This window comes from Staphylococcus succinus (assembly GCF_029024945.1).
Classification (GTDB): domain Bacteria; phylum Bacillota; class Bacilli; order Staphylococcales; family Staphylococcaceae; genus Staphylococcus; species Staphylococcus succinus.
Genome location: NZ_CP118976.1, coordinates 203038 through 226913 on the forward strand (window position 1 = coordinate 203038; position 23876 = coordinate 226913).

The 23876-nt window shown below is 34.9% G+C and carries 17 protein-coding genes; 12 read left to right on the plus strand and 5 right to left on the minus strand.

What is annotated here, in order from left to right:
• Positions 1 to 49: 49 nt before the first annotated feature.
• Both PYW31_RS00885 and PYW31_RS00890 read right to left on the minus strand, forming a co-directional pair.
• Complete coding sequence (locus tag PYW31_RS00885) at positions 50 to 466, minus strand: DUF2871 domain-containing protein (protein WP_046838040.1); 417 nt, start codon at positions 464 to 466, stop codon at positions 50 to 52.
• Between the two features lie 253 nt (positions 467 to 719).
• On the minus strand, positions 720 to 1580 hold the full coding sequence (locus tag PYW31_RS00890) for an oxidoreductase (protein WP_046838039.1): 861 nt from the start codon (positions 1578 to 1580) through the stop codon (positions 720 to 722).
• Positions 1581 to 1660: 80 nt separating this feature from the next.
• On the opposite strand from PYW31_RS00890, the gene panB reads away from it, so the two are divergent.
• The 6 genes from panB to PYW31_RS00920 all read left to right on the plus strand — a co-directional run bounded on the left by panB (position 1661) and on the right by PYW31_RS00920 (position 15449).
• Positions 1661 to 2479: a 3-methyl-2-oxobutanoate hydroxymethyltransferase gene (gene panB / locus PYW31_RS00895; RefSeq protein ID WP_046838038.1), complete on the plus strand. Its 819-nt coding sequence runs from the start codon at positions 1661 to 1663 to the stop codon at positions 2477 to 2479.
• A complete protein-coding gene (gene panC / locus PYW31_RS00900) occupies positions 2476 to 3324 on the plus strand; it encodes a pantoate--beta-alanine ligase (RefSeq protein ID WP_046838037.1) in 849 nt (282 codons plus the stop codon). Before panB ends, panC begins: the two co-directional genes overlap by 4 nt.
• Positions 3325 to 3568: 244 nt before the next feature.
• Positions 3569 to 5077 (plus strand): malate dehydrogenase (quinone), encoded by a 1509-nt coding sequence (gene mqo / locus PYW31_RS00905; protein ID WP_256201618.1) that lies wholly within the window; start codon positions 3569 to 3571, stop codon positions 5075 to 5077.
• Between the two features lie 196 nt (positions 5078 to 5273).
• A complete protein-coding gene (locus PYW31_RS00910; protein ID WP_046838035.1) occupies positions 5274 to 5630 on the plus strand; it encodes a hypothetical protein in 357 nt (118 codons plus the stop codon).
• A 139-nt stretch (positions 5631 to 5769) separates the two neighbouring features.
• Positions 5770 to 7290 (plus strand): acetaldehyde dehydrogenase ExaC, encoded by a 1521-nt coding sequence (exaC, locus tag PYW31_RS00915; RefSeq protein WP_046838034.1) that lies wholly within the window; start codon positions 5770 to 5772, stop codon positions 7288 to 7290.
• Between the two features lie 359 nt (positions 7291 to 7649).
• Positions 7650 to 15449: an Ig-like domain-containing protein gene (locus PYW31_RS00920; protein WP_275115343.1), complete on the plus strand. Its 7800-nt coding sequence runs from the start codon at positions 7650 to 7652 to the stop codon at positions 15447 to 15449.
• A 111-nt stretch (positions 15450 to 15560) separates the two neighbouring features.
• Here PYW31_RS00920 and PYW31_RS00925 read toward each other — a convergent pair whose 3' ends face one another.
• Positions 15561 to 16013 (minus strand): hypothetical protein, encoded by a 453-nt coding sequence (locus tag PYW31_RS00925; RefSeq protein WP_103356903.1) that lies wholly within the window; start codon positions 16011 to 16013, stop codon positions 15561 to 15563.
• A 5-nt stretch (positions 16014 to 16018) separates the two neighbouring features.
• Positions 16019 to 16822 carry a DUF3100 domain-containing protein gene (locus tag PYW31_RS00930; RefSeq protein ID WP_046837475.1) on the minus strand — a complete coding sequence of 268 codons (804 nt, stop codon included), beginning with the start codon at positions 16820 to 16822 and terminating at the stop codon, positions 16019 to 16021.
• Between the two features lie 193 nt (positions 16823 to 17015).
• On the opposite strand from PYW31_RS00930, the gene PYW31_RS00935 reads away from it, so the two are divergent.
• Entirely contained in the window at positions 17016 to 18182 is a 1167-nt protein-coding gene (locus tag PYW31_RS00935; protein WP_046837476.1) for a YbfB/YjiJ family MFS transporter, read from the plus strand.
• 83 nt (positions 18183 to 18265) lie between these two features.
• Here the strand turns inward: PYW31_RS00935 and PYW31_RS00940 are convergent, their stop codons facing one another.
• Positions 18266 to 19456: an MFS transporter gene (locus tag PYW31_RS00940; RefSeq protein ID WP_046837477.1), complete on the minus strand. Its 1191-nt coding sequence runs from the start codon at positions 19454 to 19456 to the stop codon at positions 18266 to 18268.
• Between the two features lie 112 nt (positions 19457 to 19568).
• Here PYW31_RS00940 and PYW31_RS00945 point away from each other — a divergent pair, with 112 nt between their 5' ends.
• The 5 genes from PYW31_RS00945 to PYW31_RS00965 all read left to right on the plus strand — a co-directional run bounded on the left by PYW31_RS00945 (position 19569) and on the right by PYW31_RS00965 (position 23784).
• Entirely contained in the window at positions 19569 to 20477 is a 909-nt protein-coding gene (locus PYW31_RS00945; protein ID WP_046837478.1) for a LysR family transcriptional regulator, read from the plus strand.
• 95 nt (positions 20478 to 20572) lie between these two features.
• Positions 20573 to 21319 carry a glycerophosphoryl diester phosphodiesterase gene (locus PYW31_RS00950; protein ID WP_046837479.1) on the plus strand — a complete coding sequence of 249 codons (747 nt, stop codon included), beginning with the start codon at positions 20573 to 20575 and terminating at the stop codon, positions 21317 to 21319.
• A 241-nt stretch (positions 21320 to 21560) separates the two neighbouring features.
• Positions 21561 to 21995, plus strand: a complete 435-nt coding sequence (arr, locus tag PYW31_RS00955; protein ID WP_046837480.1) for an NAD(+)--rifampin ADP-ribosyltransferase — start codon at positions 21561 to 21563, stop codon at positions 21993 to 21995.
• A 182-nt stretch (positions 21996 to 22177) separates the two neighbouring features.
• Positions 22178 to 23122, plus strand: coding sequence for a mechanosensitive ion channel (locus PYW31_RS00960; RefSeq protein ID WP_046837481.1), 945 nt, complete (start codon positions 22178 to 22180; stop codon positions 23120 to 23122).
• Positions 23123 to 23331: 209 nt separating this feature from the next.
• Positions 23332 to 23784: a MarR family winged helix-turn-helix transcriptional regulator gene (locus PYW31_RS00965; protein ID WP_046837482.1), complete on the plus strand. Its 453-nt coding sequence runs from the start codon at positions 23332 to 23334 to the stop codon at positions 23782 to 23784.
• Positions 23785 to 23876: the final 92 nt, after the last annotated feature.

The window sequence follows — 23876 nt, forward strand, 5'->3', positions numbered from 1 at the left end:
ACCTTAATCGCCCACTTCGTTCTAATTATTTTGTAACTTTTATATTATGTTATTTTGTTGTGTGTATATTGATACGTTTATTCAATAGAATAAAGAACAATACGAAAGCCACTGTTAGAAAAATATGGCCTAAACCAGCGATTCCAGCAATTGCAGGACTGACGCTGAAATCTTTAATTGTAGCTATACCATTTACGAATTGCATAGCTACTGTTACTAGAACACCTAAGTGAAAAATATAGAAAAAACTATTAAATAGTTTACTATGTTTAGTTAATTTAAGTTGGTACTCAATCATCATAAATATCAAGAACATTATTGTACCTAATACCAATAGGTGCGTGTGTGTTATGTTTAATTGTGAATAACCACTAAAATTTTCTCCTTTCGCCATTTCACGATAAAATAAGCCGCTGAGTAATCCTAATAACGTATAAAATGCAGAGCTGTACATTAATTTTTTCATTTTATTCGACCTCCAATTTCTTAATACTGGAAATATACATTACTTTTGTGAACTGTTTATGAACTGTTTAAAAGTACATAAAGCTTCACTATATACCAGTAATATCGAAGGCCAACTGTACGACTGAAAATAATTTTTGATTATTAAATAAAAGTGGATATGAGTATTCAAATGATTGAAAAGCAATTTAGAAATGCTGTAAATAGTGTGTCATAATGAGTTGTTAACGTCTTAACATATCATGACTGACAACTTAATATTTTTGTTGTGCTAACAATAATGGATAAACGGTATCTAACACAGGTGTAAATAATTTATGAGTTCTAGCTTTATTAAATAAAAAGCCTTGAATACCTTCAATTTCTAATGGTTTGTTCGAGATAATATCATAATACATACTCGTACCCATTTCATTAGGATAGCCGTTATATATAGACATAATATCTTGTATGACATCTTTATTGAAATTTACATTTTCCGCCTGGGCGATGCTAACACCTTCTGTCAATAATTGCTGACATAACGTTTTTATGCCAGGTGTTTGGAGTACGATTGCAGTTTGTCTCGTAAGTGCAGTGACGGTATTTATAGCTAAATTAACTAACAGTTTGTACCATATCGCTTGATTGATATCACTTGTAAGTTCAATGTTTAAATCAGTATTTGTGGCCATTTTTTTTATTAACCGTGTTTGAGGCGCGTCTTGTAAAACGAGCTTGTGGTCTCGATAATGTGTTACAGTAGCCCCATTTTTTTGACCACTAATATAGACAACGGCTTGAAAGACATTGGGATATTGAAGACGGGATAATTGGCCATAGCCATTTTGTGCTAAAATAATTATCGTTTGATCATGGATGAGATCATCTATTTTTGGTAGTATCGATTCAAGTTGGGGTATTTTAACTGCAATGATTAATACGTCAATCTTGGAGTAGCTTGCTTTTAAAGATGATACTGTTAATGTGTATGGATGTTTTGTATTACCATTGGCATAGTATGTCAGGTCATAATCTTGTCGTCCAAGTAATAGTAAGGATTTGTATTTAGGGTAAAGGTCGAAAGCGATTGTGCTACCAACTGCTCCAGGTCCAATGATTGCAATATTATTCATATTTTTATTTCCTTTTCTATATAGATTCGTTAAGATATTGATAGTATTATAAATATAACAAATTGTGAGGTAGATTTTAATTGAAAACGTTAAACCAATTAATGACAATGAAACAAAATAATGAAAAGATTTCTATGATTACTGCCTATGATTTTCCGAGTGCAAAGCAAGCAGAAGCAGCGCAAATAGACACGATATTAGTTGGAGATTCTTTAGGAATGACAGTGCTAGGTTATGAAAGCACTGTTCAAGTGACGATTGAAGATATGATTCACCATGCTAAGGCTGTAAGACGTGGTGCGCCAAATACATATGTGATTGTAGACGTTCCTTTTGGTGCTGTGGGTCTAAATGAGCAGTATGATTTAGAACTAGCAGTGAAATTATACCGAGATACGCAGGCAAACGCGCTTAAGGCAGAAGGTGCACATTTAACGCAATACATTAAAAACTGTAGAAATATGGGCATTCCAATTGTGTCACATCTTGGACTGACACCACAAAGTGTGGGTATCACTGGATATAAAATGCAAGCAAGTACGAAAGCAGCGGCACAGCAACTTGTTGATGACGCATTGGCTGTTCAACAAGCAGGTGCATCTATGATAGTTCTAGAGGCAGTACCTAGTGATTTAGCGCAGGACATCACACTTAAACTGGATGTCCCAGTTATAGGTATTGGTGCTGGGAATAGCACAGATGGTCAAGTATTGGTATATCATGATGTACTAAACTATGGGGTAGAACATCAAGCGAAATTTGTAAAACAATATGGCGACTTTTCCGTTGGAACAGAAGCATTAGCGAAATATAATGAAGAAGTCAAAGCACAACAATTTCCAGATGCGGCACATACATATAAGAAGCAAGTGTTAGAAGCAGGTGAAGAGTCAGAATGACAAGTTTAGTTACCACTATAGAAGAAATGAATCAGATTTCACGACAATGCGCTGAAGACAAAAAACGCATTGGTTTTGTACCAACAATGGGGGCTTTACACGAAGGACATTTAAAAATGATGAAACAGTCAGTTGGAGAAAATGATGTGACAGTCATTAGTGTGTTTGTTAATCCGTTACAGTTTGGTCCTAATGAAGATTTAGCAGCATATCCTCGTGACATTCAAACCGATATGGCTAAAGCCGAAACAGTTGGAGTAGATTATATTTTTTATCCGAATGAACAAGAAATGTACCCACAACGGCCTACTATTGAAATTAAAGCAGGACGTCTGGCATCAGTCTTAGAAGGTGAACAACGTCCCGGACATTTTGATGGAGTAGTAACTGTAGTTAATAAATTATTTAATATCGTCAAACCACAACAAGCATATTTTGGTAAGAAAGATGCGCAACAATTAGCAATAGTAGAGAAGTTGGTAGAAGATTTTAATCATCCTATAAAAATTGTAGGTATTGATACTGTTCGTGAATCTGATGGTTTAGCGAAAAGTTCACGTAATGTCTATTTATCTGAAGCAGAGAGAATCGAAGCACCGCATCTTTACCAAAGCCTAAAATTAGCCCAAAGACTATATAATCAAGGCGAACGTAATAGTGCGACATTAATAGCGGAAGCACAAAACTATATTGAACAACATACAAGTGGTGTCGTAGAAACTGTAGCTGTATATAGTTATCCAGAACTAGTAGAACAATCCAAAATCAGCGGAAGTATTTTTATTTCTTTAGCCGTCAAATTTAGCCAAGCACGTTTGATTGACAATATTATTATTGAATCATGATACACTTAAAACTTTTATACTAATAGGCATATAATCATAAAAAGTAAGCGTTATCTTAATATACATTTTACATTTTATGAGTGTTGATTTATTATAGGTTATGAGAGATATTTATCGATAAAACTAGTATAGAATAATTCGAATAGTACAAAGGTGTGCCTAAAATAAATCATTAAAGTGATTTGTTTTTTGTTGTATCTTAGAAAAACTATTCAGTATTTTATATGATTTATTCAAAAAAGTGATTATGAAAGGTGGTAAAAAAATGAGTGAATCAAACTCAAAAGACGTCATTTTAATTGGCGCGGGTGTTTTAAGTACAACATTCGGCTCATTTTTAAAAGATCTTGCACCAGATTGGAATATTAAACTTTTTGAAAGACTTGAAAAGCCTGCAATTGAAAGTTCAAATGAGCGTCACAATGCCGGTACTGGACATGCTGCATTATGTGAATTGAACTATACAGTTGAGCAAAAAGATGGTTCTATCGATATTGAAAAAGCAAAAGAGATTAACGAACAATTCGAAATTTCTAAACAATTTTGGTCATACTTAGTAAAAAGTAAACAAATCCAAAATCCACAAGAATTTATTAGACCTTTACCGCATATTAGTTTTGTGCAAGGGGAAAAAAATGTAAATTTCTTGAAAAGACGTTTTGAAGCACTGTCTCCATTATCAATGTTCAAAGGTATAGAATATACTGAAGATCATAATAAGTTAAAAGAATGGATGCCATTAGTAATGGAAGGCCGAGATCCAAATGAAAAAGTTGCTGCTAGTAAAATTGATGAAGGTACAGATGTTAACTTTGGAGAGCTTACTAGAAAAATGGCTAAAAATCTAAATGAACATGATAATGCAGAGCTCTTCTATAAACATGAAGTACAGGATTTTAACCGTCGTAAAGATGGTAAATGGGAAGTTAAGGTTAAAGATCTTAACACGAATAAAGTAGAACATCACATTACGGATTATTTATTTATTGGCGCAGGTGGCGCAGCAATACCATTATTACAAAAAACTGGTATCCCAGAGAGCAAACATTTAGGTGGCTTCCCGATAACAGGAGAATTCTTAGTATGTAATAACCCTGAAGTCGTAGCCAAACATGAAGTTAAAGCTTATGGAAAAGAACCAGAAGGTACACCGCCAATGACTGTACCGCATTTAGATAGACGTTATATTCAAGATGAAAACTCACTGTTATTCGGACCATTTGCAGCAATTGGACCTAAATTCTTAAAAAATGGTTCTAACTTAGATTTATTTAAGTCTATTAATACGAGTAACGTGGTTACTATGTTATCATCAGCAGTTAAGAACTTCCCGTTAATTAAATATTCTATTCAAGAAGTTTTGGCTAAGAAAGCAGATAGAATGAAAGAGTTACGTCGATTTGTACCTGATGCAAAAGATGAAGATTGGGATATTATGCAAGCTGGTAAACGCGTTCAAGTTATTAAAGATACGAAAGAACATGGCAGAGGCTTTATCCAATTTGGTACAGAAGTAGTTAATTCAAAAGACCACTCAGTTATTGCATTGTTAGGTGAGTCTCCAGGAGCTTCTACATCAGTTTCCGTAGCATTAGAAGTCATAGAGAAAAACTTCTCAGAATATATTAATGAATGGGAACCTAAAATCCAAGAAATGATTCCATCTTATGGCAAATCGTTAATTGAGGATTATGCATTGCTAAAAGAAGTACGTCAAGCAAGTGATAACGAGTTACAACTAAATAATATATAATCAAAAACTCCTTGAGCCTCATTGGTTTCAAGGGGTTTTTTGTATGGGAATGATTAAATAGAATAAATAAGTATTAATTTATACATAAGATAAGATGTGAAATAAAAATATAATTCACAAAATATTTTGACAAATGTACATGTTATGAGTAATAATAAACTAAAGTAGACAAAAAGTACTCAGGGGTTGTTACAAATTGAAATATCGTATTAGTTTATTATTCGCTTCAGCTATTTTAATCACCTTAACTTTATTATTAACAGCACATTATTCTATTGGACCGAATGCTATTAGCTTTAATGAGCCTTATGAATTAATGATAAATATTGCATTTACGTTATTATTATTTTTGCCAGCCTTAATATTAGGCGTATTTAAATATACAGCAACAGGTATATTATCTGGTATATGGCAATTATGTTTCGCCTTCATTTTTATAATGGGTGGATTAGTACTTACTTTTATATCACCAATTATTCTATTGTTATTCATGTTATTTTTGACTGGAATCATATTGGTTATCAGTTCTATCGTCTCAATGACCACACGTTGATTTACTTTTATACATAGCTTTATTAGGCTATTATGTCTCAATTTATATGAGGGACATGATAGTCTTTTTTGTAGATTTTAAGGTAAGCGCTTACTATAAGGGCGTCAAGGGTATAGAAGTGAATAAAGGGGGCTATACTATGATATTTACTAATCCAAATGAAAAAGATGCAAAGTATAAAGTTAAATCACAATATGCCAATTTTATTGGAGGTCAATGGACAGAACCTCAAGAGGGCAATTATTTTGATAATATTTCGCCAATTACAGGAGAAGCATATGCCAAGATTCCAAGGTCTACAAAAAAGGATGTAGATTTAGCAGTTGTAGCAGCACGTAAAGCACAAGAAGACTGGGGGAAAAAATCTCCAGCCGAAAGATCACAATTACTACTTAATATTGCTGATAGAGTAGAAGAAAATTTAGAATATTTAGCAGTGATAGAAACATTTGATAATGGAAAGCCTGTTAGAGAAACGCTTACCGCAGATTTACCATTAGTCGTGGATCATTTTAGATATTTTGCAGGGGTGATACGTGCAGAAGAAGGTGGTATTTCCCAAATCGATAACGATACAGTCGCTTATCATTATAAAGAGCCACTCGGCGTTGTAGGACAAATTATACCGTGGAATTTCCCGCTACTTATGGCAACGTGGAAGATAGCTCCAGCGTTAGTTACAGGTAATACAGTTGTACTTAAGCCAGCAGAACAAACACCAGTATCTATTTTGCATTTTATTGAGTTGATAGAAGATTTATTACCAGCAGGTGTATTAAATGTAGTAAATGGATTTGGTGCAGAAACGGGAGAAGCACTTGCGACGCATAATGATATTAATAAAGTAGCGTTCACAGGAGAAACTACAACCGGAAAAATTATTATGAAAAATGCTAGTGATCGTGTTATTCCGGTGACGTTAGAACTTGGTGGCAAATCACCAAACGTCTTTTTTAAAGATATTATGGATGAAAAAGATGAATTTTTAGACAAAGCGGTTGAAGGCTTAGTGATGTTTGCATTGAACCAAGGTGAAGTGTGTACTTGTCCTTCAAGAGCACTCATACATGAGGATATATATGAATCATTTATTGATTTATGTATAGATAAAGTTAAAAAAATTAAACTTGGAAATCCTTTAGATGATACTACGATGGTAGGCGCACAAACTTCAAATGAGCAACAAGAAAAGATAGAGAGATACTTAAATATCGGAAAATCAGAAGGCGCAGAACTACTCGTCGGTGGAAATACTAGAAAAGAAAGTAATGATTTAGAAAACGGATTTTATATTGAGCCAACCATATTTAAAGGAACTCAAGATATGAGAATATTCCAAGAAGAAATATTTGGACCTGTGCTTTCAGTCGCAACATTTAAAGATGATGATGAAGCAGTAAAAATGGCCAATGACACAATGTATGGATTAGGCGCAGGTATTTGGACACGAAATCAAAATACAGCATATCGTGCGGGTAGAGGTATTCAAGCTGGACGAGTGTGGGTTAATAATTACCATACTTATCCGGCGCATGCAGCATTCGGTGGTTATAAAATGAGTGGTATTGGTCGAGAAAACCATTTAATGATGCTAGATCATTATCAACAAACAAAAAACTTGCTTGTCAGTTATGATACGAAACCAACGGGATTATTTTAATAAATAAAATAATCCAATAATAATAAAATCCCTTCCAAAAGTTTACCTTTGGAAGGGATTTTTTAAGCGAAACGCCTTTGAATATTAGAGTACTAACAATTTCATATCAAAATTAATTTGTTCTATTAGTAGTGAAATTAAATCCGTACAATTAAAAATATTATTAAGCACGATAAAGCCCACTGTTGAAAAACAATGGGTTTTTAATGTTTTTAGCTATATAAAAAATCCTAAGTATTATACAAGAGTATCATATAATTAAAAGTTAAAAACTTTTCGAAATTACTTAAAAAAATTATCGTATTGTGCTATCATATAAAATGTAATTATTTTCAAATTATACAATGTGGAGGAAACTAATGAATAATAATTGTAATTTTATGTCGAGTCATTTGAATAAGTATTCGATAAGAAAGCTTACAGTTGGTACAGCATCACTACTTATAGGTGCAACATTAGTATTTGGATTAAATAAAGAGGCAAAAGCAGATGAAATAGAAAAAAATCAATTTGCTCAAAGCTCTGAATATTCAAATGAAAATTCTGAAACGCTTAAAGAAAATGATGAAGCTTCAACAGTTAATGAAGAACACATTGATAGCGACGCAACTTCAGAGAATCAACCAACTAACAATGTAGAAATGAAAAAGGCTAACTTATCGCAAATAACTTCAGAAAGCCAAAATACAGAGAATATAAATGCAGAGGAGGAGGTTGATAATGTTCAACTCCCTTCTAAAGAGAAAGATATTATTTCAAATACCGATGATACAACAGAAGGCGTAAAAGAAGATATAAGAGATGAACTAGATAAACCCAATACATCTAAAACCTCAAAAGATGACTTTAATAAACAAAGCACTGTACATACAAAATCATCTGAATATAAACATAATGTTGAGAGTGAAAATGCTAAGGATAAAATAATAGATGTACAAACATCTCAAAACGCACCATCAATGACAAAAGCATATTTGCAAAGTTCTAAGGAACCAATAGGTAAGAAGGAAAATAGAAAGACACTCCGACAAACGCGATCCACGCAACTAACTGCCATGCCAAAGGCTAGGCGCAACTTCAAAACATCACCTAACATTTCGACAAGAGAGGCTACTGAGGATAATTCATTGGAAACATTGCCTTACTCAGATAACTATACGTTTCAGTCACTTATTTTTGATCCAGAAAATTTAACAGAAAAAAAAGTTTTGAAAAGTAAAGTCATTCCTTTTAAAATACATAGCTACTTAACAGGAGCTAATTCAGGGGATAGGTATAAAATTAATTTACAACTAGATCCTTTTATAGCTGACCACGTCAAAAGTATTACAATTAAACCAGCAAATAGGGAAAATATTGTTGCATTTAATCGTGTCATCAATAATGTAGGTAAGAAGACTAATATTTGGCAAATAAATTATATTAGAGCAAATGGAGGATTATTTGGTGGAGCAGAAATTCTCAGCCAATACACTGCTGAAGGAGGAAGAATAGAATTAGATGACACAGTAGAAAATGTTTTAGCGAAAGTTGAAAATTTAGATAACGATAAAATGAATTATTTAATTTACGTGAAAGATTCATTGGAAAATAAAAAAATCAGAACTTCTGAGAGTAGTGGTTATTTTTTAACGTTGTCTGAAACAACTTATAATAATTTAAAACATTCGAAATCTGTTGCTGCTAATAGTGCATTTAAAGCAAGCAGTGGTTCGGTACAATACGATCCATCAATTGGTGGATTTGGTGGTCTTGTGGCAGATCAGCAAATAATGAAAAATGGGATATTTAATTATGGCGGTCCTTTACTAGATTTAGGTTTAAATAAGCAATGGACATATAATTATAAAATTGATCCAGAACTTTTACCATTTATTGAATCATTAGAGTTACATAGATATGATTTTGAAGGTGTATCAGGATTTGATAAAAAATATTATGAAAATAACAAAGTTGCTAACCTTACAGTAGATTCACAAGGTCATGGATCTATATCTGCTGAAAATTTAAATACACTTATAGAATTTAATAATGCATTACCAGAAACAGTTGGTATAAGAATAGTGGCTAAATTTAATCAAAGTCCAAATAACATATTAACTAGAGAGTCAGGTTTTGATGACCAAGATGGAAATTTAATAGGGCAAACATCCAAAATCAAAGAAGATTTTACTTTTTACGGATATTTGACTGATAGAGATGGTGGTATGATTGACAATACTTTTGGAACATCATCTTACTATATTCAAGATATTGATCAAGATGGGCTTACAGATAATTTTGAAATACATCAATCACTTTCAGATCCTATGAATCAAGATACGGATAATGATGGTAAAAAAGATGGGGAAGAATATTTAATCCATAAAACATCACCATTAGTAGGAAGACCTATTGTTTCAGACATAACTACAGATGAAACAGTTGTCTCAGGAAATGTATACCTTGCACCAAATGCAGTAGGACAAATAGCAAAAGTATTGAATGAAAAAGGTGAAGAAATAGGTAGAAATAACGTGGAACCTAATGGAGATTTTACGATAGATATAGCTAATGCATCGGCTGGGAAATATACTATTGCTATTGAATCACCTCATTATGACAATGATGAAATCAGTGAATTTAATATTATTGATATGCATGAAATATTAAAACCGACACTGGATCCTATTACGGATGCAGATAAAGAGATAACAATTCATGGTATAGAAGGGGCAACGGTTACTTTACAAGATGATAATGGAAATATTATAGGTAGTGCTAAAATTGAGAAAGGAAAAAATGATGTCTCAATAAAATTGATAAAACCACTAGCTGCTGGAACAATCGTAACAGCTCTAGCAGAAAAAGATGGAACAGAAAGTTACCCATCAGATTTAATTATAGTTTCAGATGGAACCCCTCCGACAGCACCAACGGTGAATCAAGTGACAAGTGAAGATACTGAAATTCGTGGGACAGTGGAAGCAGGATCCACGGTCAAAGTAATACTGCCAAGTGGAGTAGAGCTGATAACAGAAGCAGACGACGAAGGAAATTATATTGTCGATTTACCGGAGAATGAGAAATATGAAGGCGGAGAAGTATTACAAGTAACAGCGGTTGACGCATCAGGAAATGAATCCGAATTGGTAGAAGTTGTGATAGAAGATAAGACGCCACCAACAGCACCAACGGTGAATCAAGTGACAAGTGAAGATAGCGAAATTCATGGAACAGCAGAACCAGGATCCACAGTTAAAGTAACATTACCAAGTGGCCAAGAGCTGACAACAGAAGCAGATGACGAAGGGAATTACAGTGTTGATTTACCAGAGAATGAGAAATATGAAGGTGGAGAAGTACTACAAGTCACAGCAACGGATGAAGCAGGAAATGAATCCGAATTGGTAGAAGTTGTGATAGAAGATAAGACGCCACCAGCAGTACCGACGGTGAATCAAGTAACGAGTGAAGATACTGAAATTCGTGGAACAGCAGAGCCAGGATCCACGGTCAAAGTAACACTACCAAGTGGAAAAGAACTGACAACAGAAGCAGACAATCAAGGCAATTACAGTGTTGATTTACCGGAGAATGAGAAATATGAAGGCGGAGAAGTACTACAAGTCGCAGCAACGGATGAAGCAGGCAACGAATCAGAAGAGAGAGAAGTTGTGATAGAAGATAAGACGCCACCAACAGCACCAACGGTGAATCAAGTGACAAGTGAATCGCCACAAGTGAGTGGAACAGCAGAACCTGGATCAACGGTCAAAGTAACACTGCCAAGTGGCCAAGAACTGACAACAGAAGCAGACGATGAAGGCAATTACAGCATTGATTTACCAGAGAATGAGAAATATGAAGGTGGAGAAGTAATACAAGTCACAGCAACGGATGAAGCAGGAAATGAATCGGAAGAGAGAGAAGTTGTGATAGAAGATAAGACACCGCCGACAGCACCAACGGTGAACCAAGTGACAAGTGAAGATACTGAAATTCGTGGAACAGCAGAACCAGGAGCAACAGTCAAAGTAACACTGCCAAGTGGCCAAGAACTGACAACAGAAGCAGATGACGAAGGCAATTACACTATTGATTTACCAGAGAATGAGAAATATGAAGGTGGAGAAGTACTACAAGTCACAGCGATTGATGCATCAGGAAATGAATCGGAAGAGAATGAAGTTGTGATAGAAGATAAGACACCACCAACAGCACCGACGGTGAATCAAGTGACAAGTGAATCGCCACAAGTGAGTGGAACAGCAGAACCAGGATCCACAGTCAAAGTAACACTACCAAGTGGCCAAGAGCTGACAACAGAAGCAGACGATGAAGGCAATTATATTGTCGATTTACCGGAGAATGAGAAATATGAAGGTGGAGAAGTAATACAAGTCACAGCAACGGATGAAGCAGGAAACGAATCGGAAGAGAATGAAGTTGTGATAGAAGATAAGACGCCACCAACAGCACCGACGGTGAATCAAGTGACAAGCGAATCGCCACAAGTGAGTGGAACAGCAGAACCAGGATCCACAGTCAAAGTAACACTACCAAGTGGCCAAGAGCTGACAACAGAAGCAGACGATGAAGGCAATTATATTGTCGATTTACCGGAGAATGAGAAATATGAAGGTGGAGAAGTAATACAAGTCACAGCAACGGATGAAGCAGGAAACGAATCGGAAGAGAATGAAGTTGTGATAGAAGATAAGACGCCACCAACAGCACCGACGGTGAATCAAGTGACAAGTGAATCGCCACAAGTGAGTGGAACAGCAGAGCCAGGATCAACAGTTAAAGTAACATTACCAAGTGGCCATGAGCTGACAACAGAAGCAGATGATGAAGGCAATTATAGTGTCGATTTACCAGAGAATGAGAAATATAAAGGCGGAGAAGTACTACAAGTTACAGCAACGGATGAAGCAGGCAACGAATCGGAAGAGAGAGAAGTGGTGATAGAAGATAAGACACCACCAACAGCACCGACGGTGAATCAAGTGACAAGTGAATCGCCGCAAGTGAGTGGAACAGCAGAGCCAGGATCCACGGTCAAAGTAACACTGCCAAATGGACAAGAGCTGACAACAGAAGCAGATGACGAAGGAAATTACAGCATTAATTTACCAGAGAATGAGAAATATGAAGGTGGAGAAGTACTACAAGTTACAGCAACGGATGAAGCAGGCAACGAATCAGAAGAGAGAGAAGTTGTGATAGAAGATAAGACACCTCCGAGAGTACCGACGGTGAATCAAGTGACAAGTGAAGATACTGAAATTCATGGAACAGCAGAGCCAGGATCAACAGTTAAAGTAACATTACCAAGTGGCCAAGAGCTGACAACAGAAGCAGACGATGAAGGAAATTACACTATTGATTTACCAGAGAAAGAGAAATATGAAGGCGGAGAAGTACTACAAGTCACAGCAACGGATGAAGCAGGAAATGAATCCGAATTGGTAGAAGTTGTGATAGAAGATAAGACACCTCCGACAGCACCAACGGTGAATCAAGTGACAAGTGAAGATACCGAAATTCGTGGAACAGCAGAGCCAGGATCCACAGTCAAAGTAACACTACCAAGTGGACAAGAGCTGATAACAGAAGCAGACGACGAAGGAAATTATATTGTCGATTTACCGGATAATGAGAAATATGAAGGTGGAGAAACGCTACAAGTCACAGCGGTTGACGCATCAGGAAATGAATCCGAATTGGTAGAAGTTGTGATAGAAGATAAGACGCCACCAGCAGTACCGACGGTGAATCAAGTGACAAGTGAAGATACTGAAATTCATGGAACAGCAGAGCCAGGATCCACAGTTAAAGTAACATTACCAAGTGGCCAAGAGCTGACAACAGAAGCAGACGACGAAGGAAATTACACTATTGATTTATCAGAGAATGAGAAATATGAAGGCGGAGAAGTATTACAAGTAACAGCGGTTGACGCATCAGGAAATGAATCCGAAGTGGTAGAAGTTGTGATAGAAGATAAGACGCCACCAGCAGTACCGACGGTGAATCAAGTAACAAGTGAAGATAGCGAAATTCATGGAACAGCAGAACCAGGATCCACGGTCAAAGTAACACTACCAAGTGGAAAAGAACTGACAACAGAAGCAGACAATCAAGGCAATTACATTATTGATTTACCGGAGAATGAGAAATATGAAGGCGGAGAAGTATTACAAGTAACAGCGGTTGACGCATCAGGAAATGAATCCGAAGTGGTAGAAGTTGTGATAGAAGATAAGACGCCACCAGCAGTACCGACGGTGAATCAAGTAACAAGTGAAGATAGCGAAATTCATGGAACAGCAGAACCAGGATCCACAGTCAAAGTAACACTGCCAAGTGGCCAAGAACTGACAACAGAAGCAGATGACGAAGGAAATTACAGCATTGATTTACCAGAGAATGAGAAATATAAAGGTGGAGAAGTACTACAAGTCACAGCGATTGATGCATCAGGAAATGAATCGGAAGAGAGAGAAGTGGTGGTAGAAGATAAGACGCCGCCGACAGCACCAACGGTGAATCAAGTGACAAGTGAAGATACTGAAATTCGTGGAACAGCAGAACCAGGAGCAACAGTCAAAGTAACACTGCCAAGTGGCCAAGAACTGACAACAGAAGCAGATGACGAAGGCAATTACACTATTGATTTACCAGAGAATGAGAAATATGAAGGTGGAGAAGTAATACAAGTCACAGCGATTGATGCATCAGGAAATGAATCGGAAGAGAATGAAGTTGTGATAGAAGATAAGACACCACCAACAGCACCGACGGTGAATCAAGTGACAAGTGAATCGCCACAAGTGAGTGGAACAGCAGAACCAGGAGCAACAGTCAAAGTAACACTACCAAGTGGCCAAGAGCTGACAACAGAAGCAGACGATGAAGGCAATTATATTGTCGATTTACCGGAGAATGAGAAATATGAAGGTGGAGAAGTAATACAAGTCACAGCAACGGATGAAGCAGGAAACGAATCGGAAGAGAATGAAGTTGTGATAGAAGATAAGACACCTCCGAGAGTACCAACGGTGAATCAAGTGACGAGTGAGGATACCGAAATTCGTGGAACAGCAGAGCCGGGAGTAACGGTCAAAGTAACACTACCAAGTGGCCAAGAGCTGACAACAGAAGCAGACGATGAAGGAAATTACAGCATTGATTTACCGGAGAATGAGAAATATGAAGGTGGAGAAGTAATACAAGTCACAGCGACGGATGAAGCAGGCAACGAATCGGAAGAGAGAGAAGTTGTGATAGAAGATAAGACGCCTCCGAGAGTACCGACGGTGAATCAAGTGACAAGTGAAGATACTGAAATTCGTGGAACAGCAGAACCAGGAGCAACAGTTAAAGTAACATTACCAAATGGACAAGAGCTGACAACAGAAGCAGACGATGAAGGAAATTACAGCATTGATTTACCAGAGAATGAGAAATATAAAGGCGGAGAAGTACTACAAATCACAGCGGTTGATGCATCAGGCAACGAATCGGAAGAGAGAGAAGTATTAATAGAAGATAAGACACCACCAACAGCACCGACGGTGAATCAAGTGACAAGTGAATCGCCGCAAGTGAGTGGAACAGCAGAGCCAGGATCCACAGTAATAATCGTATTACCAAATGAAAAAGAAATAAAACACGTAGTTGATAATAATGGTCACTTTGTGATTACTTTACCTAAAGATGGCCATCTTCATGCTGATGATATTATAATGATACAAGCTATAGACAAAAATGGTAATGCTTCTGAACATGTGAATATAATTGTAAAAACGGCACAAACAGCTATTTCAAATCAAGCAGACGAGCCGCATAAGACTAAACAAATAAACCATTTAATAGATGAAACGAAAAATAATACTATTGATGTGCCAGACCAATTGGTTAAAGTGAAAGATAAAGATGCGATGAAAAATAATATAATGTCATTGAGCAAGCAAAATTTAGAGCGGATGAATCAAGACAATGCCACGCTTAATTCAAGTAATAGAAAAGAATCAATACATCGAAATAAGCAATTGCCTAAAACTGGTATTAATTATGAGACACACAGTATGTTATTGAGTAGTTTGTTCGTTACAATAGGAACGTTATTGTTACTTGGAAAACGTCGTAAAAAAACATCCTCAGATCAATAATATGTATCATTTATATTTTAAATTAGTAAAGTAAGTATCAAAAAATGCCCCTACTGAGAAGTAGGGGCATTTTGGGTTTAAGAAAATGATGTCTAGCCAATAAAATAAGATTTATACTATGCCTTGAAGGCGTAATACAATTTCTGCGACTACAGCAGAACCTACGTAGGTGCTAATAAGTATAACGATTCCTACTACTACTGTTTTCCACCCTAATTTTGCGAAATCTGTCCAAGAATTCCCGATAGATACACCAGCATAGGCTACTACAGGGGTAGCTAATGAAAGTAAGTCAACTTTTTCAGTCCATTCAATGATATGCATTGAGCCGGGGACGCCTGGAATGGTTAATATTAAACCAAGAATACCGATATACGCAATACTAGGGATATTGTGCGGTATAATATTGCAAAGTATTAAACCAATTAAAGCTATTACCATAAGCACGATTATGCCTGGAAGTGCGTTGAAAGGTAGCGTGCCATAGCCAATCCAATTACTCATAAGTGAAATAAAACCTACAACGATTAATGTGAGAATCCAATTTGAAATTTTAGCCGACACTTTAATCACTCCTTGCTTTTGCTGAATTTATTTTTAACTTTCATAATTAAATTGTAGTATTTACGTGTTAGTGGTAGTGCTATCAACATACCTATGTAAAGTCCTGTTACGGAAGTTAACAAATTACTAACGCCTGAAAATGCGGTTATAGTACTCGTCTGATTGGGATACATTTCAACTAGTGGACCCAATGCTGCTGCTGTCATTACACCACTCCCAACTCCAGTAGCCATCGCATAAGCAATAGGACTTAACGGTAAAATAGATATGATAAGTCCAGAAAAAATACTAAAAAATATAGCGCCAAATATGGTGCCGAAAATATACATAGACATTACACCGCGCCATTCGGGGGAAGCGATCCCAAATTTTTCAGTAATCAGTGCTAAGTTTGGCTCACGGCCAATAGAATGAGTCATACCAATGGATTCTCGTCGAAGACCAAGTAGTATCGCTAAAGGTAATGAGAGAATAATGGTTCCTAAATTACCTAACTCTTGTAATATAAGAGCGGGGCCAGCAGCAATAATTTTGGGTAATGCAGGACCGGCTTCAACACCAAATTTTGCAATGAGTAAAGCAACTGATATGAAAACCATAGATTCAGAATTTTTAGCTTGCTTTTGCTTAATAATTGGCGTGAAGTAAACAGCTAACCCTAGTAATACAGCGTAGACTACCGGTAACAAGAGGATTGAAGTCATACCTAAAGGAATCTTGTGTGCGCCAATAACTTCCGAAATAATCATTATCAACAACACAATACCGTGTAACCTCCAGTCTTTCCATAGTGTATTTGAATGTTCCATTTCAAAGCCTCCTCAATTTTAATTTAAAGAATATTCTGACATTAATGTTATCTATTCTATACTTCTGTTTTTAAAAATGAAAGAGCATATAGTATATTTTAAGTATTTAAATTGTTAAAAAGTAGTATCGCATGTATGTAATATTTAAAGTTAAGCGTATAATGGCATTATGATATATAAAGGGGCGTAAAAGATGCAGCATGCATATAAACAGTTGATATTAGGAATGGTTTGTTTGTTCATCGTTATGGCTATTGGGCGTTTTGCATACACGCCAATTATGCCATTTATGCAACATGTAGAAGGAATGAATGACCAAAATGCAGGTATACTAGCAACGATTAACTATTTAGGTTATTTGATTGGGGCAATAATCCCTATTTGGATTATAATATTTAATAAAGTGACAGACTTAAAAATATATTTATTAATAAATATTATTACTACTTTATTAATGGGGATTTCTGAGAATTTCACATTATGGATAACGTTTAGGCTTATTTCTGGCATAACAAGTGGTACTGTGTTTGTTTTAGCATCGAATATAACGCTAGAAGCTTTGAGGTTAGCTAACAAAGAACGTATGTCAGGTATGTTGTATAGTGCAGTAGGTTTAGGGATTTTTGCAAGTAGTATATTTGTATTTATATTTACTACTTCTCAATCATGGTCAATGACATGGATAATACTTGGTCTATGTTCTTTGGTTATAGGAAGTTTTGTTGTTATGGGAATGAGACAAAATCCTACCTTTGATAATAGGGAGTCAGTAGCACATGAAAAAGTTTCTGCATCTCGGGTTAAGCTGAATAAAAGATTTATGTTTTGGTTTTCTGTATCTTATTTTTGTGAAGGTGCAGGTTATATCATTACAGGGACCTTCTTAGTAGCAATTGTTAAATCGATTCCAGCATTGTCCGAGTATGCGGCATTGAGCTGGATGTTTGTAGGATTAGGTGCTATCCCTTCTACCATTTTGTGGTCTGTATTGGCTGATAAAATAGGACGTGGTAAGGCAATTTATCTAGCATTTATTTTACAAATCATAGGTGTGGTATTACCAGTATTCTCTGAAAGCATGGTCAGTCTCATCATTAGTTCACTATTATTTGGAGGTACGTTTCTGGGTCTAACAACATTATTTATGTCTGAAGGACAAAATTTAATGTTCAAAAGTGAAAGTAAAATCAATTTAGTAGCCACTTTAACTGTAATATATAGTTTGGGTCAGATGATTGCGCCTACCGTATCAGGTGTACTGATTGGAAACAGCGGAAATTATAATGCAGCATTGATTTTTGCTTCAGTTATTTTAATTCTGGGTTTATTAGCGAGTATGTATAGTTATAAGACAGTATAAGTATAAGCTAACGAAGTTCAAACGATAAAAAAAGGGGCTGATAATTTCAGCCCCTTTTTTATAATGGTCTAACCTAATAAAGTTCAGCGTTGTTTGATTGTTGCTGAAATAATGAATGCAATAATCATAAATAATGTGATCATCATAACCACACCTGACCATTGGAATAAACCATAGAAATAACCTGCTAAAGTTCCTCCGACAGAAGACCCCATGTAATAAAATAATAAGTATAAACTTGAAGCTTGTGCTCTATGGTGTTCAGCACGTCCAGCGACTACTGCACTTGATATAGCGTGGCCGCTGAAAAATGCGTAAACACTAAAAGCTAAGCCGATTATTTTAAAACCTAATGGCGGTAAGAGGGTGATCCAAATTCCAAAAATTAACATGAGTATACTGAATTTCAAAGCATTTAACGTCCCTAACTTTGCACGTAATTTTGCGTTTAAAATAGAAGACAACATGCCAATGAGAAATAATAAGTAAATAAAGCTAATGATACTATCATGTAATTGATAAGGTCTAGATGCTAAAACAAAGCTAATATAGTTAAAAGCAGCAATATTACATCCTAAGAGTAAAAAACCTAGCATAAAGGGTTTTAATAACCGAATGTTTTTTAAATGTTGGGCATAGCTAGAAAATAAATCCTTAATTGAAAAACGTTGCTTTTCAAAATGATTAGACGGTGGTAGTAGAATTGTGAATAGTAATGCAGCTATAACGCTTATAATTCCGATGGACAGTAAGCCTACTTGGTAGCCGTAGATACTTGAAATAAAACCTGTAAAAATTCTTCCAAACGCACCCCCAAAAGCATTTCCACTAATATAGATACCCATAGCTTCGGGCAAATTTTTGATGGAGATTTCTTCCCCAATATAGGCCATCGCTATAGAAGGTAATCCTGCTAGACAAATACCCTGAATGAACCGAATAATTAAAAAAGTATTAAAATCTGTAATGAAGGATTGTACTAAAGCTAATATAGATACAGAAATAACTGAGAATACCATGATTGGTTTACGACCAATGACTTCTGATATAGCACCAAAAAACAACATAGCTATGGCTAACGTTAAAGTAGTTGAAGATAAAGCTAAACTTGCCATTGTTTCACTGACGTGAAATGTTTTGGTGAAATGAGGTATTAACGGTTGTACACTATACAGTATTGAGAATATAGTGAAGCCTGAGATGAAGAGGGCAACAATGATTTTTATGTATGATTTTGAACCCTTTTCAACATAGTTGTTACTTAGATTATCCAATTGCACTTACCTCACTTATGGTTGATGATTTTATGTTAGCATGGAATAGATAAGATAAAAAATGCATAATTATCATATAATCAATGTGTTTAGTGCATAAGAGGTGAAAGTAATGGAATGGCATCATTTTGAATACTTTAAACAATTAGCGAAATCAGAAAATATGTCTGAGACTGCAAAGACTTTAAATGTAAGCCAATCTGCATTGAGTAGGTCAATTAAAAATTTGGAAAAAGAATTAGGTGTCCCTTTGTTTAATCGAATAGGTAGGACGATAAAGTTAAATAAATATGGGACAGAATTTCTTCAAACGACAAATAATATTATGAGTGAGATGGAAATATATAGAAGTAATATTATAAATTCTACGCATGCCTATCATGGTAAACTGACGATTGGATTTTTACATTCTGTGGGTGTGACTTATATTTCAGAATTTCTTAAATCATTTAAGCTTAAATTTCCAGATATTCAATTAAAACTTGTACAGAACAATGCTAAAAATCTGTTGAAAATGGTAGATGACGGAGAGGCAGATATTGTAATTACCACTGTGTCTGAAATTACACAAAACACCCAATTTGAGCCATTATTAAAGGAAGCGTTATACGTAACACTGAATGAAACGCATCCATTAGCGCAGCGAACAGAGATATCCATAAAGGAACTCATTGATGAAAAGTTTATTTTACTTAAACAAGACTACGTTTTAAGAGAACAAGTAGATGAAATATTCAAAGCATATGAATTTAGTCCAGAAATTAATTTTGAAGGTGATGAGACGATTACTATTGCCGCTTTTATTAGCTCTGGATTGGGTATATCCATATTACCGCATCTAAGAAATATAGAAATTGCAAATTTAAAGCAAATTCCAATTAAAAACTATGTAGCAAATAGAACGATAGGTATTTGTTATAAAAGTAAAAGTAATATGGTTCCCATTATTAATAAAACAAGAGAAAGTATTGTGGAATATTTTGAAAATCTAAAAAGTAAATCGTCTCTAGAAGTCGAATGATAAAAATACTATAAACACATATTTTTGATTATTTGTAATATACTGTTTATCATATTCATAATTACTTTAAATTACATTTTTAAGGAGAAGAGTAGATGTTTACAGTATATGGTCATAGAGGGTTACCGAGCAAAGCACCAGAAAATACATTGGCTTCGTATAAAGCTGCTTCGAAAGTATCGGGATTAAAATGGGTTGAATTCGACGTAGCAATTACCAAAGATGAGCAGTTAGTCATTATCCATGATGATTATTTAGATCGTACCACAGATATGGTAGGAGAGGTTACACAGCTCAATTATAACGAATTACAGAATGCATCAGCAGGTAGTTGGTTTGGTCCTAATTTCAAAGAGGAAAAGTTACCTACATTTGATGATGTCATAAAATTTGCGAATTCAGCACAAGTGAATTTAAATGTAGAATTAAAAGGTGTCACTGGAGACCAAGGTACAAAGTTGTCTAAAAGTATGGTCACACAAGTTGCAGAAAAATTAAAAGTATTAGATGCACATTTAGAGGTAATGATATCGAGCTTTAATATTCCATTAGTAAAATTATCTGAGCGTATTATGCCAAAATATAAAAGAGCAGTGCTTTTTAAAGCAGCGGCCTTTGAGAGTGATTGGAGAACTGTATTAGAATTTTGTGGGTCGAAAACAGTGAATATCGAAGATGCGAAACTAACACAAGCACGTGTTAAAATGATAAAAAATGCTGGATATGAACTTAATGTTTGGACAGTTAATAAAAAATTAAGAGCAAACCAATTAGCAAATTGGGGTGTAGACGGCATTTTTACAGATAAAGCTGATGATATGGTTCATTTAGAAAAATCTTAATATAATATTATAAGATGCTGTGAATGGTGTGATGTATCTTATAAATATGGTTTAATCAATGAAAGCCTATTTGCTAAGTGATATACACGAACAAATAGGTCTTTTTTACGGAAAAATATAAAGATAAATAACGTCCTTTGTCTTTATTATACTATAAATAAAAATATTATTATAGACTACTTCTTGAGACTGCAGAGGTTTATACTGATGAATAGCTTAAGGAGAAACGGAGTGTTGAGTGATGATTGAACAAAATGATGTATTAGACCAAGGGCCATTCTTTCATGGTACGAAAGCTGCGTTAGAGTTAGGAACATTACTTCATGCACAACGTAAGTCAAATTATCAAGATAGAATCATGAATCATATTTACTTTACTGGATCATTAGATACTGCTAAATGGGGAGCGGAACTTGCTGCGGCGTTAAGTGATGGACCAGCTAAAGAACATATTTATATTGTTGAACCTACAGGAGATTTTGAAAATGACCCTAACGTTACCGATAAAAAACTTCCTGGCAACCCTACACGTTCATATCGTTCAACTGAACCATTAAGAATTATTGGCGAATTAGCTACATGGGAAAGTCATTCAGAAGACACAATTAATCAAATGCTAGAGGGCTTGGGCTTGAAGGAACTAAGAGAAAAAGGGTTAGATATTATCGAAAATTAATACGTATTAAAGTATTTATGGCTTAAAGCATAGTGTAACCTTGCTTTAAGCTATTTTTTATATTTAAAATTTTGATTTAATCTAAATATAACTTTTTATGAAAAATATACGCCAAAAATTTATATAAAAATGATTACTCAATTTTTACTAGGGTATCTTATCATAAAAAGGGGGCAATCATTATGAATAAAATATTAGATTCTTTAATGAGTGTATTAGATAAAATTATTAGCTTTGTTCCAAACATTATTGGCGCGCTTATATTCTTACTTATTGCATGGATAATCGCAGTAATAGTTAAGAAAATTATAGTCAAGGGTCTTGGAGCATTAGGATTTGAATCTTGGTTACAAAAGAAAGGATTAGTAGATGCTGACAGTGGCAAGTCCGAATCTTCAGGTATTATACAAACATTTGGTAAACTTGCTTATTTCTTAGTATTCCTATTATTCTTACCATCAGTATTTGATACTTTAAATATGCAATCAGTATCAAAACCGATTAAAGGTATGACAAGTAGCATACTTAACTTTGCACCTAAAATTATTGTTGCTGTAATTATTCTAGTCTTAGGATTGTTTATCGCAAAAGTTTTAGGTACGTTAGTGAAAAACTTACTCGCAAGTTTAAATGTAAGTCGTTTTAATCGTTATGTGAATTTTGGTGAGAACAAAGATAGTATTGATATACCAACAGCAGCGGGATGGGTTATAACTACATTAATTGGTCTGTTTTTCACAGTACAAGCGTTAAATACTGTTAATTTATCAGTATTAAATAAAATCGGTGAAGCCATTATTGGTTATTTACCATTAGTAATTTCAGCGGCTATTATCTTAGCATTAGGATTAATTGGTGGTAATTTAGTATCAAAATTAATCAATAAATCTACAGGTAACGCTATGTTAGCTGAAATTGTGAAATATTTAGTGATTATTGTTTCGGTATTTATGACATTGGATCAACTGAACTTCGCTCAAAGCATTGTTAACGTAGCATTCTTGTTAATTCTAGGTGCCGTTGCGGTAGCATTTGCGATTGCATTTGGTATTGGTGGTAAAGCATTTGCAGAGAAACAATTAAGTAAGTTCTCGGATAAAATTGATTCAGAAAAAGATAAGCGCTAAGTAAGATAAGATTTTATCATCTTACTGATATTATTTAGGCTATTGTACCTAATTACTAGGTACAATAGCCTATTTTTATCACTTTATTCTATTGAACAATGGAAAGTTATACTTTAAAAATAGGTTAATAGTGATAAGATAAAGATGTTCGTATCATTGTGATGAAAATGTTTAAAATAGTATATATCGGTTGTAAAGGAATGTGAGTAATGGAAGGAAATAATAATGATTATGAAAATTTGCTGTTTTATTTTGCATATAAAACATTTATAAATACAGCGGATGAAATTATTGAAGCGTATGGTTTAAATAGACAACATCATAGATTTTTATTTTTTATAGAAAAAGTCCCTGGAATTACTATCAAAGATTTATTGAAAAGTATGGAAATTTCAAAACAAGGTAGTCATGCAGCCCTTAAAAAATTAAAAGATGAAGCATATATTATAGAAAAGCAAACTGAAGCGGACAAGCGAATTAAAGCGTTATACCCTACAGAAAAAGGTACAAAGTTGGTTAAGGAACTTAATAAAGCACAAAATGACTTATTCCAAGAAATTCAAAAAAAAGTGGGTAACGATTGGTATGCTATTATGGAAGAATTTGCTTCATACCGCACAGGTTTTCAAGAAGTTAAATACTTAAAAGATGAAATAGAATAAAGCATATAGCATATTGTTAAGCACAGCTCACGAGCTGTGCTTTTTTCATTGTTGTGGATGGGTTGCGTGGTAAATCAATTCATTCTACGATA